Source organism: Bacillus aerius (assembly GCF_029894105.1).
In the GTDB taxonomy this organism is placed as follows: domain Bacteria; phylum Bacillota; class Bacilli; order Bacillales; family Bacillaceae; genus Bacillus; species Bacillus altitudinis.
This window is the reverse complement of record NZ_JARYHO010000001.1, coordinates 1,990,305-2,007,526: the sequence shown is the minus strand read 5'-3', so window position 1 is coordinate 2,007,526 and position 17,222 is coordinate 1,990,305. Positions and strand designations below refer to the sequence as shown.

The 17,222-nt window shown below is 40.0% G+C and carries 21 protein-coding genes; 16 read left to right on the top strand and 5 right to left on the bottom strand.

What is annotated here, in order from left to right:
- Nucleotide 1: 1 nt before the first annotated feature.
- Nucleotides 2-691, bottom strand: coding sequence for a queuosine precursor transporter (locus M2353_RS10250; protein WP_284725386.1), 690 nt, complete (start codon nucleotides 689-691; stop codon nucleotides 2-4).
- A 94-nt stretch (nucleotides 692-785) separates the two neighbouring features.
- Between M2353_RS10250 and M2353_RS10245 the strand changes: the two genes are divergently transcribed.
- The 3 genes from M2353_RS10245 (at nucleotide 786) to M2353_RS10235 (ending at nucleotide 1,996) form a co-directional block, all read left to right on the top strand.
- On the top strand, nucleotides 786-1,457 hold the full coding sequence (locus tag M2353_RS10245) for a ribonuclease H family protein (protein WP_047946658.1): 672 nt from the start codon (nucleotides 786-788) through the stop codon (nucleotides 1,455-1,457).
- Nucleotide 1,458: 1 nt separating this feature from the next.
- Nucleotides 1,459-1,641, top strand: coding sequence for a zinc-finger domain-containing protein (locus tag M2353_RS10240; RefSeq protein WP_072368241.1), 183 nt, complete (start codon nucleotides 1,459-1,461; stop codon nucleotides 1,639-1,641).
- 172 nt (nucleotides 1,642-1,813) lie between these two features.
- A complete protein-coding gene (locus M2353_RS10235) occupies nucleotides 1,814-1,996 on the top strand; it encodes a hypothetical protein (RefSeq protein ID WP_008346368.1) in 183 nt (60 codons plus the stop codon).
- A 51-nt stretch (nucleotides 1,997-2,047) separates the two neighbouring features.
- Here the strand turns inward: M2353_RS10235 and cspD are convergent, their stop codons facing one another.
- Nucleotides 2,048-2,248 (bottom strand): cold-shock protein CspD, encoded by a 201-nt coding sequence (gene cspD / locus M2353_RS10230; protein ID WP_003215784.1) that lies wholly within the window; start codon nucleotides 2,246-2,248, stop codon nucleotides 2,048-2,050.
- Between the two features lie 267 nt (nucleotides 2,249-2,515).
- Between cspD and M2353_RS10225 the strand changes: the two genes are divergently transcribed.
- The gene (locus tag M2353_RS10225; protein ID WP_007500832.1) at nucleotides 2,516-3,217 is read left to right on the top strand and encodes an AIM24 family protein; all 702 of its coding nucleotides are present in this window, start codon (nucleotides 2,516-2,518) and stop codon (nucleotides 3,215-3,217) included.
- A 35-nt stretch (nucleotides 3,218-3,252) separates the two neighbouring features.
- Here the strand turns inward: M2353_RS10225 and M2353_RS10220 are convergent, their stop codons facing one another.
- Together M2353_RS10220 and metA are read right to left on the bottom strand one after the other, a co-directional pair.
- Complete coding sequence (locus M2353_RS10220; RefSeq protein ID WP_007500831.1) at nucleotides 3,253-4,404, bottom strand: diglucosyl diacylglycerol synthase; 1,152 nt, start codon at nucleotides 4,402-4,404, stop codon at nucleotides 3,253-3,255.
- Nucleotides 4,405-4,631: 227 nt separating this feature from the next.
- Nucleotides 4,632-5,540 carry a homoserine O-acetyltransferase MetA gene (gene metA, locus M2353_RS10215; RefSeq protein ID WP_008346374.1) on the bottom strand — a complete coding sequence of 303 codons (909 nt, stop codon included), beginning with the start codon at nucleotides 5,538-5,540 and terminating at the stop codon, nucleotides 4,632-4,634.
- A 138-nt stretch (nucleotides 5,541-5,678) separates the two neighbouring features.
- Here metA and M2353_RS10210 point away from each other — a divergent pair, with 138 nt between their 5' ends.
- From M2353_RS10210 to M2353_RS10155, 12 genes are all read left to right on the top strand, one after another.
- Nucleotides 5,679-7,361 carry a formate--tetrahydrofolate ligase gene (locus M2353_RS10210; RefSeq protein ID WP_284725385.1) on the top strand — a complete coding sequence of 561 codons (1,683 nt, stop codon included), beginning with the start codon at nucleotides 5,679-5,681 and terminating at the stop codon, nucleotides 7,359-7,361.
- A 75-nt stretch (nucleotides 7,362-7,436) separates the two neighbouring features.
- Nucleotides 7,437-7,919, top strand: a complete 483-nt coding sequence (locus M2353_RS10205) for a glutathione peroxidase (protein ID WP_284725384.1) — start codon at nucleotides 7,437-7,439, stop codon at nucleotides 7,917-7,919.
- 2 nt (nucleotides 7,920-7,921) lie between these two features.
- Nucleotides 7,922-8,545: an HD domain-containing protein gene (locus M2353_RS10200; protein WP_284725383.1), complete on the top strand. Its 624-nt coding sequence runs from the start codon at nucleotides 7,922-7,924 to the stop codon at nucleotides 8,543-8,545.
- Between the two features lie 32 nt (nucleotides 8,546-8,577).
- Nucleotides 8,578-9,717 carry a conserved virulence factor C family protein gene (locus tag M2353_RS10195; protein ID WP_284725382.1) on the top strand — a complete coding sequence of 380 codons (1,140 nt, stop codon included), beginning with the start codon at nucleotides 8,578-8,580 and terminating at the stop codon, nucleotides 9,715-9,717.
- A 310-nt stretch (nucleotides 9,718-10,027) separates the two neighbouring features.
- Nucleotides 10,028-11,704: a dihydroxy-acid dehydratase gene (ilvD, locus tag M2353_RS10190; protein WP_007500822.1), complete on the top strand. Its 1,677-nt coding sequence runs from the start codon at nucleotides 10,028-10,030 to the stop codon at nucleotides 11,702-11,704.
- Nucleotides 11,705-11,785: 81 nt separating this feature from the next.
- Nucleotides 11,786-12,220, top strand: coding sequence for a BrxA/BrxB family bacilliredoxin (locus M2353_RS10185; protein ID WP_008346384.1), 435 nt, complete (start codon nucleotides 11,786-11,788; stop codon nucleotides 12,218-12,220).
- Nucleotides 12,221-12,285: 65 nt separating this feature from the next.
- Complete coding sequence (locus tag M2353_RS10180) at nucleotides 12,286-13,083, top strand: class I SAM-dependent methyltransferase (RefSeq protein ID WP_284725381.1); 798 nt, start codon at nucleotides 12,286-12,288, stop codon at nucleotides 13,081-13,083.
- A 266-nt stretch (nucleotides 13,084-13,349) separates the two neighbouring features.
- A complete protein-coding gene (locus M2353_RS10175; protein ID WP_024718552.1) occupies nucleotides 13,350-13,967 on the top strand; it encodes a YpjP family protein in 618 nt (205 codons plus the stop codon).
- Between the two features lie 18 nt (nucleotides 13,968-13,985).
- Nucleotides 13,986-14,513: a phosphatidylglycerophosphatase A family protein gene (locus tag M2353_RS10170; protein WP_008346387.1), complete on the top strand. Its 528-nt coding sequence runs from the start codon at nucleotides 13,986-13,988 to the stop codon at nucleotides 14,511-14,513.
- Nucleotides 14,514-14,616: 103 nt separating this feature from the next.
- On the top strand, nucleotides 14,617-15,411 hold the full coding sequence (locus M2353_RS10165) for a thymidylate synthase (protein ID WP_017367468.1): 795 nt from the start codon (nucleotides 14,617-14,619) through the stop codon (nucleotides 15,409-15,411).
- Nucleotides 15,408-15,896, top strand: coding sequence for a type 3 dihydrofolate reductase (gene folA / locus M2353_RS10160; RefSeq protein WP_024718553.1), 489 nt, complete (start codon nucleotides 15,408-15,410; stop codon nucleotides 15,894-15,896). Before M2353_RS10165 ends, folA begins: the two co-directional genes overlap by 4 nt.
- Before the next feature lie 19 nt (nucleotides 15,897-15,915).
- Nucleotides 15,916-16,539, top strand: a complete 624-nt coding sequence (locus tag M2353_RS10155; RefSeq protein WP_035703293.1) for a lysophospholipid acyltransferase family protein — start codon at nucleotides 15,916-15,918, stop codon at nucleotides 16,537-16,539.
- Nucleotides 16,540-16,577: 38 nt separating this feature from the next.
- Here the strand turns inward: M2353_RS10155 and trhA are convergent, their stop codons facing one another.
- Complete coding sequence (gene trhA, locus M2353_RS10150; RefSeq protein WP_008346394.1) at nucleotides 16,578-17,213, bottom strand: PAQR family membrane homeostasis protein TrhA; 636 nt, start codon at nucleotides 17,211-17,213, stop codon at nucleotides 16,578-16,580.
- Nucleotides 17,214-17,222: the final 9 nt, after the last annotated feature.

Genomic DNA, 17,222 nt, shown 5'->3' with positions numbered 1-17,222 from the left:
TTTATTTCCCCCTTTCATCAATCGGAACCATTTTTTTCGCCGCATAGGCATAAGGTGTGCCAATGGCAGCGACGATAAATTTAATCACATAAGTCGTGATGAAAATTTCGATCCATATATGGAATGGGTAGGTCCCAAGAAAGGCAATGGTTGTGAAAACGAGTGTATCAAGTAGCTGGCTAATCATTGTACTCCCCGCATTTCGCAGCCAGAGCGCACCGTCTGAAGGAAATATCCGGCGAATAAACGAATATACATAAACATCTAACATTTGACTGATGATATAAGCAGCAAGACTACCAAGAGCGACCCTTGGCATAAAGCCAAATATCGTTTCTAATGATGATTGGGAAATGTCAGATGGAGCGGGATGGAAAAGCAAAGCCTCCTGCATGACAACAGTTAATGTTAAAAGGGTGGCAAAGCCAATCCAGACAGCTTTTTTCGCTTCGGTTTGTCCATATTTTTCATTGAGGACGTCCGTTGCAAAGAACACACTGCCATATAAAATGTTGCCAAGTGTTGCTGTTAAGCCAAATAATTCAACGGTTTTGACCACTTGTAAATTGGCAGCAACTGTTGCAAAACTAATCCATACGAAAAGTCCCATCTTGCCAAATCCTTTATAAAATAGAAGAACAATGATAAAATTAATGATCGCAAATAAGATCCAAATACCTTCATTAAACAAGTGACATGAACTTCCTTTCTAAATGTAAAATGTAACTTTTTGATTATAGCATAACGAACGTTTACCTTAAAAGTATGGGAAGGCGATGTGATCAATGAAACTAAGAGCGCACTATACAATGAAAGTGAAATCGATTGGGTCCATTGCTTTTTTCCAAGAAGATTGGATGGAGCTCAAAGAGGCCTTGCTTTTAGCAAAACATATAGACAAAAAAGAACCGCAGTCACTTCTATCATTTGAAGATGAAAAGGGTGCGATGTGGTCGATGAAAGAACTTGAAAAGCTAAACGAAGAACTTAGGCTTGAACCCGATCAGCTTCAGGTCTATTTTGATGCGAGTTTTCGCAAAGAAACAGGTGATGCTGGGCTTGGAATTGTCGTGTATTATCAGCTCGGACAGGATGCATACCGGTTAAGGAAGAATCACCCTTTTCAGAGCACCACGAACAATGAGGCAGAGTATGCGGCTTTATTTGAAGCGGTAAAAGCTTTAAAAGAACTGGGAGCCAGCAGAAACTCTGTAACGATTAGAGGAGATTCTCTTGTTGTGATGAATCAGCTCAAAGGGGAATGGCCTTGTTATGATGATATACATAACAAATGGCTCGACCGAATTGAGGCTGCGATCAAAGAGCTGAAGCTCACGCCAACATATGAAGTCATCGATCGTAAACAAAATGCAGAAGCAGATCAGCTTGCCAGACAGATACTTGCAGACGTCCCTATCGAAAGTAAGTTGAAATTAGAAGCAGACGGAGCTGAATAAAGTGGATAAAAAAACAGCAGTAAAAGAATTAACTGATCTTCAAGACACGTATTGTGCAGATTGCTTGATTAAGAAGCATTTTCGTAAAGAATTTGGCAAAAAATACGCCCACTCCTTTTGTATACAGCAATGCACGGTAGGAGAGAAGATCAAACAATACGGGAATGAATTACTCAAAAAATAAGCGTACACTCCGGTTTTCCCCTAGATGTATCACGCGTTCACGAAAAAAAAACGAATAGAATGTGTAAAAAAAGAACATATTCTGAAAAATGAGCCGATATAACTATAGAAAGTTTTGGTTGAGTTACTTTTTGACTAAGTGACGGATAATAGAGGAAAAGGGGAAGGCCGGCATGGATAATAAGGATTTTGAAACGGTATTACATCGGACATTTCAAGAGGTGTACAGTGATCTAGAGCAACTGGTAGATGTAGCAAAGAAGGGAAGACCTTTTCTAGAAAAAGATATCTCTGAAATTGAACAAAGATTAAAGCAAAATATTTTAGCGATTGAAATTCAGCTGAAAATCAAATAAGAGAGGCATACGCCTCTCTTTATTTTGTCGTTTCATCATTGATTGAGTTGATTAGATTTTTGTTACGTTTGCAGCTTGAGGTCCACGATTACCTTCAACGATTTCAAAAGAAACTTCTTGTCCTTCTTCTAGAGATTTGTAACCGTCACCTTCGATAGCTGTGAAGTGAACGAATACGTCGTCTCCGCCTTCAACTTCAATGAAGCCGAAACCTTTTTCATTATTGAACCATTTTACTTTACCGTTTTGCATATTGCTTTTTCCTCCTAGTACTGTAGCACACCTTTCGGCATACTAAAAAAAATTTTTCATCACCTAACGACTTAAGAAGTTGTTAAATGATGGTTCCACTATACACCATCAAAAGTAAAGCGTCAAGCAGGCAAGCCAAATTTTGAGCAGAATGTTTGATTTTTTTGTTTTTTTAGTGAATGACATTTATCTATAAAACGTCCTAATCTCATGAAACCTAACGTATAACTTGTCCGTATATAGTAAAAATATAGAAAGAGGTGCGTCATGAATCGTTACACAATTGAGGAGTTTGTTCAGAATACGCAGCAAGAAGACAAAGGGGAAGGGGTCTTTGAACTTGAAACACCAAGATTGTTAGAAATTAATTTAACGGATACCATTTGGGCAAAAACAGGCTCCATGGTTTCATATCGCGGGAAAATAAAGTTTGAACGTGAAGGTGTGTTTGAACACGGTGTGTCAAAGATGTTCAAAAAAATGTTATCAGGAGAAGGAACTTCTTTGATGAAGGCCACAGGTGATGGGAAATTATATGTAGCAGACCAAGGGAAAAAAATTTCGATTCTTCGATTGGCTCAAGGGGAGTCTATTTTCGTTAATGGAAACGACTTGCTCGCATTTGAACCGTCTGTTCGGTGGGATATTAAATTAATGAAAAAGGTGTCTGGCATGCTTGCAGGCGGATTATTTAATGTCAAACTTGAAGGACCAGGTCTTGTGGCAATCACAAGTCATTACGAACCGCTGACGCTGATTGTTCAGCCAGGTGATTCTGTTTATACAGATCCGAATGCGACGGTCGCATGGTCAGGAGATTTGCAGACTGAATTTGTGACAGATGTATCGTTCAAAACGTTTATTGGCAGGGGAAGCGGAGAGTCTATTCAAATGAAGTTTAGCGGAAGCGGCTTTGTTGTCGTGCAGCCGTTTGAAGAAGTGTATACAACGAATGGGAATCAAGGTTAAAAGAAGAAAGGTGTCCGTCATTGACGGACACCTTTTTATGATAATGCTTGAGCATACGATTTGTTGCTCATGATCAGATCTGATTGTTCGACGATATCTTCTAAAATGGTTTGAGAAGACTGTTTTAAGTGTAATTTTTTGATGTTTTGTTTCATGGATTCTAATTTTTCTTCGTCTTGCAGCAAGTTGGTGACAGATTCTAAAATGTCTTCGTGTCTGTTGATGACAATGGCAGCGCCGTAATCTTCAAAGAAAAGAGCATTTTCTTTTTCTTGTCCTGGAACAGGTTTGTAAAGAATAACTGGGACACCAATTGCTGTTGCTTCTGTTAATGTAATTCCGCCCGGTTTTGTAATCATACAGTCCGTTACTCTGAACAATTCATCAATTTGTTCCACATATCCAAGCGCCTTCAATTGATTTGGGTGTGCTTGTTCAAGTTCGCTAAGCGATTGCTTCAGCGCTGCATTCTTACCGCACACAACAACAATTTGTACTTCACTGTCAAGAAGTAATGCTTCACACAGTTCCTTCACATTTTTTAGTACACCATGGGCACCCGCCATAATGAGAAGGACTTTTTTGTCTGATGATAATCCATATTTTTTATAGATGATCGATTTAGGCACGTCTACTTCAAATTGTGGTCTAATCGGAATGCCTGTTACCTTGACATCGCTTGGATGTGTGCCGATTTCTACTAGCTTTTGTTTCACATAATCGGTTGCAACATAGTATCGGTCAATGTTTTCATGTACCCAAATTTTATGAAGACAAAAGTCTGTCATCACATTAAATGTTGGAATGACTTTACCTGTTTTGTTTCGGTATTCAGGTACAACAATCATCGGGAATGTAATGATGATGATATCCGGATTGTGTAATTGAATTAATTCATCTAGACGCTTATTTCCCATCTTTAAATAAATGTTAAATTTGCGTTTATTGTAAATTTTATCTACACCGTAATAAAACAAGCGATAAAATTGTTTCCCAATGGAGAAGCTCTTTAAATATAAATATTGAGTCACTTCGGACACAATGGGATTTGATTCTTGATACAAATTAGAAACTATCACATGTTCAAACCCTTGGGATTTGCATTCATCATACAGTGTTTTTGCAACCTGCATATGTCCATTTCCATAATTTGCGGTCAAGATTAATATTTTTTTATTGGTATTCAAGAATATTCACCTCAAATGTAATCAACAACAACAAAACTTCGTACGAAACTATAAATCTCATAGGTCTACATATACATAAAGATAACATATAAACAGCGAGAGCATATCATTCGTTACGAAAGAATTAAACTAATTTTAAAAAACAAACAGACTAAATTGATAATGGAAGACAGAGCCATTTGTATTTTAACACATTTTAAGCATTTATCATCAGACTACAGTCTATTTTATTCCCACACATATGGTGTTTCTTGATAAACATAGTAATTAAGCCAATTCATAAACAGCAAAGTAGCATGGGCTTTCCAGCGGTTCACTGGAACTAATGTGTCTCCATCTTCGATGAAATAGTGGACGGGTTTTTTGACTGTATCATGTTTCAACAAATCTCTTTCATATTCCTGCTTCAATGTATCTGTATCGTATTCAGGATGTCCAGTTAAAAATACTTGTTTATCATCATCTGAAACAATTAAACAAACACCAGCTTCCTCAGACGTGCTCAATACTTTTAGATTCGGCGTGTTTTTTAATTGTTCTGTATTAATATCTGTATGCCTAGAATGTGGGACATAGTATACTTCATCGAAACCTCTTACTAATCTTTCTTTTTTCTCTTTGACAAGATGCTCAAAAACACCGAATTTTTTCTCTGGAAGCTTGATTTTTTCAATGCCATAATGATGATAAAGACCAGCCTGTGCCCCCCAGCATATATGGAGAGTAGACGTCACATTCGTTTTACTCCAGTCCAAAATGTCCTGCAGTTCTTTCCAATAGGAAACTTCTTCGAAAGCTAAATGCTCAATTGGTGCACCTGTAATGATCATGCCATCAAATTTTTTATGGCGAATCGAGTCAAAGGTCGTATAAAATTCATCTAGATGCTCTCTCGATGTATTCTTCGGTGTATGTGTACTTGGAATCAAAAATGTAAAATACACTTGCAAAGGAGAATTTCCGAGCATTCTCAGCAGCTGCGTTTCAGTTTGTATTTTTTTTGGCATTAAATTTAAGATCACGATATTCAAAGGACGGATATCTTGTTTGAATGCCCTTGTCTCATCCATGACGAAAATGTTTTCGCTCTCTAGTATTTGTTTTGCCGGCAGATGAACTGGTATGTTAATAGGCAACTCGCCACCCCCTGAACCAAAGCTAATTTCACTTCATTATAGGAACTTTCTGGCGATATTTCAATGTTTCAATTATGTTACAATGAAAAATAGAGCAAAAAAGAAAGCTGTTTCTGTCAAAAAAGGAGGCCATTAATCATGATCACAAAGCATTTATCAGATATTGACATTGCCCAAAAGGCAAAGCTGAGACCGATTCAAGACATCGCAGCAAAATTACAAATACATGACGAAGAATTAGAATGCTATGGTTTCACAAAAGCGAAAATATCTTTGACTATTTTTGACCGTTTGAAGGAACAAAAAGAAGGAAATGTGATTCTTGTGACTTCGATCAACCCAACGCCAGCAGGTGAGGGGAAGTCCACCGTAACAGTTGGCCTCGGTCAAGCCTTCGAGAAAATTGGGAAAAAAGCGATCATTGCCATGCGTGAACCTTCACTAGGTCCCACAATGGGTATTAAAGGTGGTGCAGCTGGCGGCGGATATTCACAGGTGTTGCCTATGGAAGAAATCAATCTTCATTTCACAGGGGATTTTCATGCGATTACATCTGCACATAACGCTTTATCTGCTTTTATTGATAATCATATCCATCACGGAAATGAGCTTGGGATCGACGCACGCCGAATTGTATGGAAACGAGTGTTAGATTTAAACGATCGTGCTCTAAGACAAGTGGTCGTAGGACTTGGCGGTCAATTAAATGGGTACCCTAGAGAAGATGGGTTTGATATTACGGTTGCATCCGAAATGATGGCCATCCTCTGTTTAGCAGACGACTTAACCGATCTAAAAAAACGTCTTTCTTCTATTGTTGTTGCCTACAATCAAGAAGGTGAACCGGTCACAGTTGGAAATCTAGGATATGAAGGCGTATTAACCTTGCTTTTAAAAGATGCGCTGAAACCAAACCTTGTTCAAACGATTGAAGGAACTCCAGCCCTTGTTCATGGTGGTCCTTTTGCCAATATTGCACATGGATGCAATAGTTTAATTGCCACAAAAATGGCGGCAAAACTAGCAGATTACGTCGTAACAGAAGCGGGATTTGGTGCAGACCTCGGTGCGGAAAAATTTCTTCACATCAAAACAAGAGCCGGTGATTTTAAACCAGGCGCTGTTGTCATTGTAGCAACTGTCAGGGCGCTTAAAATGCATGGCGGAATGCAGAAAACAGAGCTCAAGGAAGCAAATGCACAGGCTGTATTAGAAGGTATACATAATTTAGAGAAGCATATTGAAACAGTGCAAGCCTTCGGTCTACCATACATCGTTGCAGTGAACCGTTTTATTACCGATACAAAAGAAGAAATTCAAGCAATAGAAAACTGGTGCGAAACGAATGGACATCCAGTCAAAGCCGTCAATGTATGGGAAGAAGGAGGAGCTGGCGGCGTAGCACTTGCCGAAGAGCTCACGACACTCATTGAAAAGAATGAAAACAGCTTTTCTTATTTATATGAGGAGCAAGATTCCATTGAAGAAAAGTTGTCAAAAGTCGCCAAAGTGGTTTATGGTGCAGACGGCGTCAACCTTACATCAAAAGCAAGAAAGCAGCTAGCTGCAATTGAGAAAAATGGCTGGGACCATTTGCCGGTTTGTATGGCAAAAACACAATATTCACTATCAGATGATCCGACTTTAATCGGCAGACCAAAAGGCTTCACCGTTACGATTCGAGAGTTAAAACCATCTGTAGGAGCAGGTTTTATCGTTGCACTAACGGGAAGCATTCTGACCATGCCAGGTCTCCCTAAAAAACCTGCGGCACTTGAGATGGATTTATTAGAAGACGGCAGTGTGACTGGACTCTTTTAGCAGGAAGCATAAAAAGCGATTTTCTAAAAGAAGCATGTTACGATAGGAAAAAAGTGAATCCTAGGAGGCTATTAGATGTCAATTTATGATATTCAGGTCAAGACCATTAACGGTCAGGAAAAATCAATGGCAGATTACAAAGGGAAAGTACTGATCATCGTGAACACAGCGAGCAAATGTGGACTGACCCCTCAATTTAAACAATTACAAGAGTTATACGATCAATATCATGAAAAGGGCCTTGAAATTTTAGGATTTCCGTGCAATCAATTTATGAATCAAGAACCAGAAGGGGAAGAAGCAATTCAAGAATTCTGTTCGTTAAACTATGGTGTGACCTTCCCGATGTTTGCAAAGGTAGATGTCAATGGTGACAATGCGCATCCGCTTTTCAAATACCTAACGAGTCATGCGAAAGGTGTGCTTGGTACAAAAACGGTGAAATGGAATTTTACTAAATTTATCGTTAACCAAAATGGAGAAGTGACTGAACGATTCTCTCCTAAAACACCACCAAAAGAATTAGAAAGCTCCATTATCGCTCTTTTGGAGAAATAAGTATGTATTCGAGTAAGCAGCAAGAACAATTGGAGGCAGCTGCCTCCTTTGTTTCAAAACAGCTAAAGAATGAACCGACTGGACACGATGAAGCTCATATCAATCGTGTTCGCCAGCTTGCCGTCCATATTGCACAACAGGAGGGCGGGTCGCTTTTTGTCATTGAAATGGCAGCGATTGTCCATGATGTAATTGATGACAAGCTGTCTAGTGAATGGAAGATTTCACCGCATGATCTCAAGCAGCAGCTCCTTTTGTGGGAAGTGGACACGCGAGATATTCGCTATATCATGGATATCATTACAACAATGTCTTTTCGTCACCGGCATATGCAGCATAAGCCAGTGACATTAGAAGGGGCCATTGTTCAAGATGCAGATCGACTGGATGCGATAGGTGCAACTGGGATTGCAAGGGTGTTTACATATGCAGGTGCAAAAGGGGAGCCTCACTATACAGAGGGTGCTCACCAAGGCACAGTACTTTTGCATATGCAAGAAAAGCTGCTTCAATTAAAAGACTTGATGAACACACGTGCTGGAAAGCAGCTGGCTCATGAGCGACATGAGTTTATGTGTCTATTTATTAAGACATGGAAAGAAGAATGCGGCCTTACAGATGAGTAGGGTCTTTATGTGTGTAAGGAGGATGTGTATAGATGAAAATAACTGCCATAGAACCAACGCCAAGCCCGAATACAATGAAAGTCATTTTGACAGAAGCGCTTGCAGGCGGTAAAAGCAATAACTACAAAAAAGATCAAAAAGACGAAGCGCCAGAGATGATCAAGCGCATTTTAACCATTGAAGGTGTAAAAGGTGTTTACCATGTAGCCGATTTCTTAGCGGTTGAGCGCAATGCGAAATTTGACTGGCAAGGTATTTTACAGCAAGTCAGAGAAGCCTTTGGACAAGAAACAGAAGGGCTTCAGGGAGAATCGCAGTCAGGTGATGACACATTTGGAGAAGTCAAAGTGTTTGTTCAAATGTTTAATGGGATTCCGATGCAGGTGAAGCTGACAGACGGTGAAAGAGAAGAACGATTTGGAATGCCTGAACGTTTCCAGGCAGCGATTTTAAAGCTAAGAAGCAGTTCAGATAATGTTGTATTTGAACGTGTGTGGAAAGAACATGGCGTACGTTTTGGAGAATTTGCTGATATCGGTCAAGAAGTCACAGAAGAGCTGCAAGCTGCATATGACGACGAGCGTTTATCCCGTTTAACAGAGGCAGTGAAGGAAGGTCAAGAGGCTGTAGATAAACAAGTGAACCGAAAAGCATATGATGTGACAGAAGAGATGCTGCGCGATGAAGATTGGAAGAAACGTTTTGCTCATTTAGAGCAAATGCAGCCAGAGAAAAAAGATATACCTGTTTTAATGAAAGCGATGGAGGATCCAAAAACATCGATTCGCAGACAAGCTGTTGTGAATGCTGGCATGATTGAAGATCCAGCTATCTTGCCTATTTTATATAAAGGGCTTGAAGATAAAACAGTGACAGTTAGAAGAACTGCAGGAGATTGTATTTCGGATCTTGGTGATCCTAGTGCGATTGAAGCGATGATCCAAGCCTTAAAGGACCCAAGTAAGCTTGTCCGCTGGCGTGCGGCCATGTTCCTTTATGAAGAAGGTGACGAAACAGCACTTGAAGCTTTAAAAGAAGCGGAGCAGGACCCTGAATTTGAAGTCAGTCTTCAAGTAAAAATGGCCATTGAACGAATTGAGCACGGAGAAGAAGCAAAAGGCTCTGTGTGGAAGCAAATGACAGAAAGTAGAAAAAATGCACCAGAATCATAAGAAAGACGAGCAGGCTGCCAATAAAAGGCAGCTTGTTTTCTGAAAATGACTTTTTTATTGGCAGAAAAATTTTTTTAGAAAAATTATTTTGAATATTGTTGAAATATGAGAAAAAACTCTATATAGTAGTACCAATATAGAATATTGGAGGTCAGATTTTATGACACAATCCTTGCTGAGCACTTGCTTCAGCAGAGAAATCAGTCACTATCTATTATAGGTGGCTAAATAAACAGAAAATTTGTAAAATAAAATGAACTCAAAATCATACAGTCAACAAGACTAGTAGTATAGGAGGCTTTTTAAACAGATGGCAGAACTTCGCAGTAATATGATTAAACAAGGAATTGACAGAGCACCTCACCGAAGCTTACTAAGAGCAGCTGGGGTAAAAGATGAGGATTTTGGCAAACCGTTTATTGCCGTATGTAATTCCTATATTGATATTGTCCCAGGGCATGTCCATCTTCAGGAATTCGGAAAAATTGTGAAAGAAGCCATTCGTGAAGCTGGCGGTGTTCCATTTGAATTCAATACAATTGGGGTAGATGATGGTATTGCGATGGGGCATATTGGGATGAGATATTCATTGCCAAGCCGTGAAATCATTGCTGATTCAGTAGAGACGGTGGTGTCTGCACACTGGTTTGATGGCATGGTTTGTATTCCGAACTGTGATAAAATCACGCCAGGTATGATGATGGCTGCCATGCGTGTGAATATCCCAACTGTATTTGTCAGTGGTGGACCGATGGAAGCTGGGAGAACAAGTGATGGCAGAAAAATTTCTCTTTCTTCTGTCTTTGAAGGCGTAGGCGCATACCAATCAGGGAAAATTAATGAAGAGGAATTAAACGAATTAGAGCAATTTGGCTGTCCAACATGCGGATCTTGCTCTGGTATGTTTACAGCAAACTCAATGAACTGTTTAGCAGAGGCGCTAGGGATTGCTCTTCCTGGAAATGGAACCATTTTGGCGACTTCACCAGAACGAAGAGAATTTGCGAAGAAGTCAGCAAAACAATTGATGGAGCTGATCAAAAAAGACATTAAACCACGTGATATTGTCACCGAAAAAGCGATTGATAACGCATTTGCTTTAGATATGGCACTTGGTGGTTCAACAAATACAGTTCTTCATACATTGGCGATTGCAAATGAAGCAGGCGTTGAATATTCACTTGAACGCATCAATGAAGTCGCAGAACGTGTACCGCATTTATCGAAACTTGCTCCAGCTTCAGATGTATATATTGAAGATTTACATGAAGCTGGCGGAGTGACCGCTGCACTAAATGAATTGTCCAAAAAAGAGGGGGCTCTTCATTTAGATACCATGACCGTCACAGCGAAAACGTTAGGCGAGAATATTGCAGGTCATGAGGTAAAAGATTATAACGTCATTTATCCAATTGACAAGCCATTTACTGAAAAGGGCGGTTTAGCCGTTTTATTTGGAAACCTTGCGCCAGATGGAGCAATCATTAAAACAGGCGGTGTACAAGACGGCATCACACGTCATGAAGGACCTGCGATCGTATTTGAATCCCAAGAGGAAGCACTTGAAGGAATCATTAATCGAAAAGTAGAAGCAGGACATGTTGTCATTATTCGTTATGAAGGACCTAAAGGCGGTCCAGGCATGCCTGAAATGCTTGCACCAACTTCACAAATTGTTGGAATGGGACTTGGTCCAAAGGTTGCTTTAATTACAGACGGACGATTCTCCGGTGCTTCTCGCGGATTGTCTATTGGACACGTTTCTCCAGAGGCAGCAGAAGGTGGCCCGCTTGCCTTTGTTGAAAATGGTGATCATGTCGTTGTCGATATCGAAAAACGCATTTTAAGCGTAGATGTCCCGGAAGAAGAATGGGAAAAAAGAAAAGCAAACTGGAAAGGCTTTGAGCCAAAAGTAAAAACAGGTTACCTTGCCAGATACTCAAAACTTGTGACATCAGCCAATACAGGCGGAATCATGAAAATTTAATGTGAAATTGAACATTTGAAAATTGGCTCTCTCTATAGTATCCTTTATTCACAACATAAGGATTATAGAGGGGGCTTTTTTATGTCAATGGCATATGAAGAATATATGCGTCAGCTCGTCGTACCAATGCGCCAAGAACTGACAAGTGCAGGGTTTCAAGAATTGACGACTGAAGAAGAAGTAGAAAAAACGATGCAGGAAGCAGAAGGAACAACATTTGTTGTCGTCAATTCCGTATGCGGATGTGCTGCCGGTTTAGCACGCCCTGCTGCTACTCAAGCTGTCATGAAAGCAGAAAAAGCACCAGATCGAATGGTGACGGTCTTTGCTGGTCAGGACCGGGAAGCTACGGCTAAAATGAGAGAATACTTCACAGGTGAGGAGCCATCTTCTCCATCTATGGCACTTTTAAAAGGAAATGAACTCGTTCACTTTATCCCGCGTGACGAAATTGAAGGTCATGAAATGGAAGATATTATGAAGAACGTCTTATCTGCATTTGAAAAACATTGCTAATACAAATGTTGAAATGTCCTGTGATCCATCAGGGCATTTTTTCTTGATTATGATGGAGGAACGTCATGCTCATTACAACAAGCTTTAGAGCAAATGAACAAACAATTGAAACGGCAAAGGCCCTCGCAAAGGACTTGCATGGTGAGTATATCGAGCGGCGCAAACAATCTGTCAAACAGCTTGCGATCAAGCGGGGGGATGTACTGGTTGTTGGGAAAGAACGATTTGAATGGTATCAGCCAAATGGTGAAAAGTTCTTTTTCCATCCAAGCTCAGCGATGTTTAGGGTGAAGCGGGTTCTGCGAGGGGAAAAAGATCCATTGATAGAAGCAGCACAATTAAAGCCGGGCGATTCCTTTTTAGATTGTACGCTTGGATTAGGATCTGATGCGATTACCGCAAGCTGCGCTACAGGAGCCAATGGAAAAGTGGCCGGTATTGAAAAAAATCCGATGACGGCATTGCTTGTTCGAGAAGGACTCAGCACTTGGGAAACGGGTGTGAAAGAGGCAGACGAAGCGATGAAACGGATATCTGTCATCAGCGGGGATAGTATTGAGCAGTTAAAGAAGCTCCCTGATCGATCCTATGATATCGTCTATTTTGACCCAATGTTTGAAGAAACCATACAAGAGTCTGCTAGTATGATGCCGCTTCGTCATGCAGCTGAGCATCATTTTGACCATGAAACCGCTGTGAAAGAAGCAATGAGAGTGGCTAGAAAAAGAGTGGTTTTAAAAGATCATTGGAAAAGCACACGATTTACCACTGATTCCTATCAATTTCAGGTGATGAAACGTAAAACCGCCCAATTCCATTACGGATATATCTCAATAGAAGAAGACAAATCAACAAAAATTTAATCACTCTTAACAATTAAAAAAGCCCTATTTCAGGGCTTTTAATCGGTGATCTCCATATAGACAAAATAAAATAACGTCAGCAAGGAAGCTGTGATGAAAAACCCTTCAAGCATATCCATTCCTCCCAAATTTTAGTCGTCGTTACTGTCATTGTAAACGTTTTATCATGAAAAAGAAAGTCTCAACTCAATGACCGAATTGAATGACTGAAAATTCATTATATGCTAGAATAGCAGTATGATAACTTATGGAAGGAATTAGATATCATGAAAATGTGGATGAGAAAAACGCTCGTTGCACTCTTTACGATTGCGACTTTTGGTTTAATCTCTCCTCCATCAGCTTTGATGACAGACAAGCCATCTGAACTTTCTTCATCTGATAAATCACCTTATACAGCAGTTTATGATACATCAGATGATACGCGCAGCTGGGAATTATCGCAAGAAGACAACAAAGAGCGGGTAGACCCCTTTGAGCAATATAAGCAAGAGGTTCTATCAAGTGCAGAAAACCAATCCTTTCTCAAATTTGGTCGTAAAATCACACCTGTCATTGAGGACGAGTATAGAGAAGAGATTCAACCAAAAATTGAACAAGTGTTAACCGACTTTTTAACAAATTTCAAAGATGACGAAAAATTTCAAGATGTTGTTTTAACTGATCAGCCTTCAAGCGGAAATGGGGAAAAAATCTTCCACATTTATAATAGAAAGACTGGAGAAGATTTGCTTCGTTTTCATGTCAGGAGAGATCAGCCGCCTCACAGCGGATATTGGTTTAACTTTCACTACCATACAGCAGAAGATGGATTCCAGACGCATCATGAACTCGGTAATATTTACTGGGATAAAAACACCCCGCCGAGCTGGATGAGCCACTAGAAGGAGATGTCATGCCAATTGAAAAAGTATACAATGAACGAAATGGTTCGCATTACAAAACAGATGTTAAACGAGCGTGGAGTGAAAATAGAAGATATTGCACACATTGTGCTGAAACTCCAAGAGAAATACAACCCAAATCTTCCACTTAGTGTCTGCATTGAAAATGTTGAAAAAGTGCTGAATAAAAGGGAAATTGTCCACGCAGTTTTGACAGGACTTGCTCTTGATCAGCTGGCAGAAAAAAAGCTTTTGCCAGAACCTTTGCAGCATTTAGTTGAAACAGATGAACCGCTATATGGAATTGATGAGATTATTCCGCTTTCCATTGTCAATGTATATGGATCAATCGGTTTGACCAACTTCGGTTATCTAGACAAAGAGAAATTTGGTATTATTAGAGAATTAGATGAAGGTCGTCCTGGTGAAGTACACACCTTCCTTGATGACCTTGTCGCTGCGCTTGCCGCTGCAGCAGCAAGTCGCATAGCTCACTCTCACCAAGATATTAAGGACGAAGAGCAGGATCGAGTGAATCAAGCATAAAAAGAAAAACATGTCTGCTCATCTTGCAGACATGTTTTTTTGGTTTCAACAAAAGCAGAAATAAGGTAAACTACAACAAGAACATAAATAAAGGATGAAAAAAATGAAACAATACAAAGAGTTATGCCGTCATGTATTACAGCACGGGGATGAAAAAGGTGACAGAACAGGAACAGGCACTATCAGCACGTTCGGTTACCAAATGAGATTTGATTTACAGGAAGGGTTTCCTTTATTAACAACAAAGAAATTACACCTGAAATCAATCATTCATGAGTTACTGTGGTTTTTAAAAGGTGATACAAATGTCAAATATCTTCAAGAAAATGGTGTCCGTATTTGGAATGAATGGGCAGATGAAAATGGAGAGCTAGGGCGTGTGTATGGTGCGCAGTGGAGATCATGGGCGAGTGGAGACGGAGAGACAGTAGATCAGATCAGCAAGCTGATCCATGATATTGAGAATCATCCTAATTCGAGAAGATTGATTGTCAGTGCGTGGAATCCAGGAGAAATTGATCAGATGGCGCTGCCTCCTTGTCATTGCTTGTTTCAATTTTATGTATCAAACGGTAAATTATCGTGCCAGCTCTATCAACGTTCGGCAGATATCTTTTTAGGTGTGCCTTTCAATATTGCTTCGTATGCACTTCTAACGATGATGATTGCCAAAGTGACAAACCTTGAGCCAGGAGAGTTTATTCATACGCTAGGAGATGCTCATATTTATCAAAATCATCTTCCGCAGGTCAAAATGCAATTAGAGCGTGAGGAGCGCACACTTCCGCAGCTTCGCATCACTAGAGATGTCAAAAGTATTTTTGATTTTACGTTTGATGATTTTGTGCTCGAGAACTATGATCCACATCCGCATATTAAAGGAGAAGTCAGTGTATGATTTCCATGATAGTGGCGACAGGAAAAGACAGAGTCATTGGCAAAGATAATCAAATGCCTTGGCATTTACCCGCTGATTTAGCGTATTTTAAAAAAGTCACAAGTGGCCATACCATTGTCATGGGCAGAAAAACGTTTGAATCAATTGGACGAGCACTGCCTAACCGCCGGAATATCGTGTTAACCACAAGTTCTTCTTTTCAAGCTGAAGGATGCGAGGTAGTTCATTCAATCGATGATATTTTAACCATTGCGAAGACCGAGGAAGAATTATTGATCATTGGCGGGTCTAAGCTGTATGAGGAAATGATGCCATACGCAGATCGTCTATATATCACGCACATTCATCATTCATTTGAAGGCGACCGTTTCTTCCCTTATTACGATGAAGAGAATTGGACGGTTGTATCACGTGAAAAAGGCCATCGTGACGAAAAGAACCCCTACAATTATGAATTTGTCGTCTATGACAGAAAAGAAGGATAAGTGAGTAGGAGGAGTACGGTTGTTTCGTTATTGGTTTTTAACGATTTATGTTGTTGTATCCTTTTTTAAAAGTATAAGGCATTTGTATGATCATGAATTAACGGATCCACGCATTTCCTATACGAAACGAATGCATCTCATCCATGAGCATGCAAAAAGGTTTGCCAGAGGGTGTATTGATCAATCAGGGTCGGTCATGACCATTCATCAGCAAAAAAAGCTGCCAGATGGTCCTGTTATTTATGTCACAGAAGCACATCATCCAGTGACGACGACATTGCTGATTGGTCACTTAGAGAAGCCATTTGCTTTTATGGCAAAACCGCATCTGTTTCGCTATCCCATCTTAAAACAATGGTTGAAGAAGATGGCGGTGATCAAGCAGAATCAATCTGATGAGGCGTTATTAGAAGAAGCAAGAGAAAGAGTTCTATCTGGCCAGAGTCTGTTGCTTTCTGAACAGTATCGTGTCATGGCAGAAACGCTTGCTGAAGAATGTAACTGCTCACTTGTTCCGGTTGAAACAAGCGGCACAGACCGTCTTTTAACAGGGAAGATCGTCAAAAGACTTCGTCCAGTTAATGTCGATATCCATATAAAAGCACCGGTCAAGATGAGTGATTACGCACAAAAGCGCGCATAGAAAAAACCAGCATCCGAATGTGGATGCTGGTTTTTTGATCATGCTGGGATGTTGACGCAATAAAATAGAATGCAGAAGAACATGGATGCACTTCCGCCGAGAACAAAGCTGTGCCAAATCGCATGATGATAGGGAATTTTCCGCCAAATATAAAAGATCGTTCCGACTGAATACAAAATACCGCCTAATAGTAAGAGGCTGAATCCAGCTCCTGTTAATTGAATGTACAGAGGTTTAATTGCGATGATAATCATCCAGCCCATTAATAAATAAACAAGGGTGGATACAATGATAAACCGTTTGACGAAAAAGATTTTAAAAACGATACCGCCTGCAGCAAGCGCCCATACGATTGCAAGAAGAGTATAGCCAAGTGCGCCTTTTAATGGGCCAAGCAAAAATGGCGTATATGTACCAGCAATCAATACATAAATCGCAGAGTGGTCAAGGATTTCAAATACATCTTTTGTTTTTTTGTGCCGAATGCTATGAAGCAAAGTAGAGCTTAAATAAAGCAGCAGCATCGACGCGCCAAATATCGAAAAGCTAATAATGTCAGTGACAGTGCCGTATTGAACAGCGAATAAAACGAGAAAAACAATGGCGGGAATGGATAAAATGACGCCAATGCCATGTGTAATTGCGTTGGCAATTTCTTCTTTTACAGTAAACAATGGATGTCC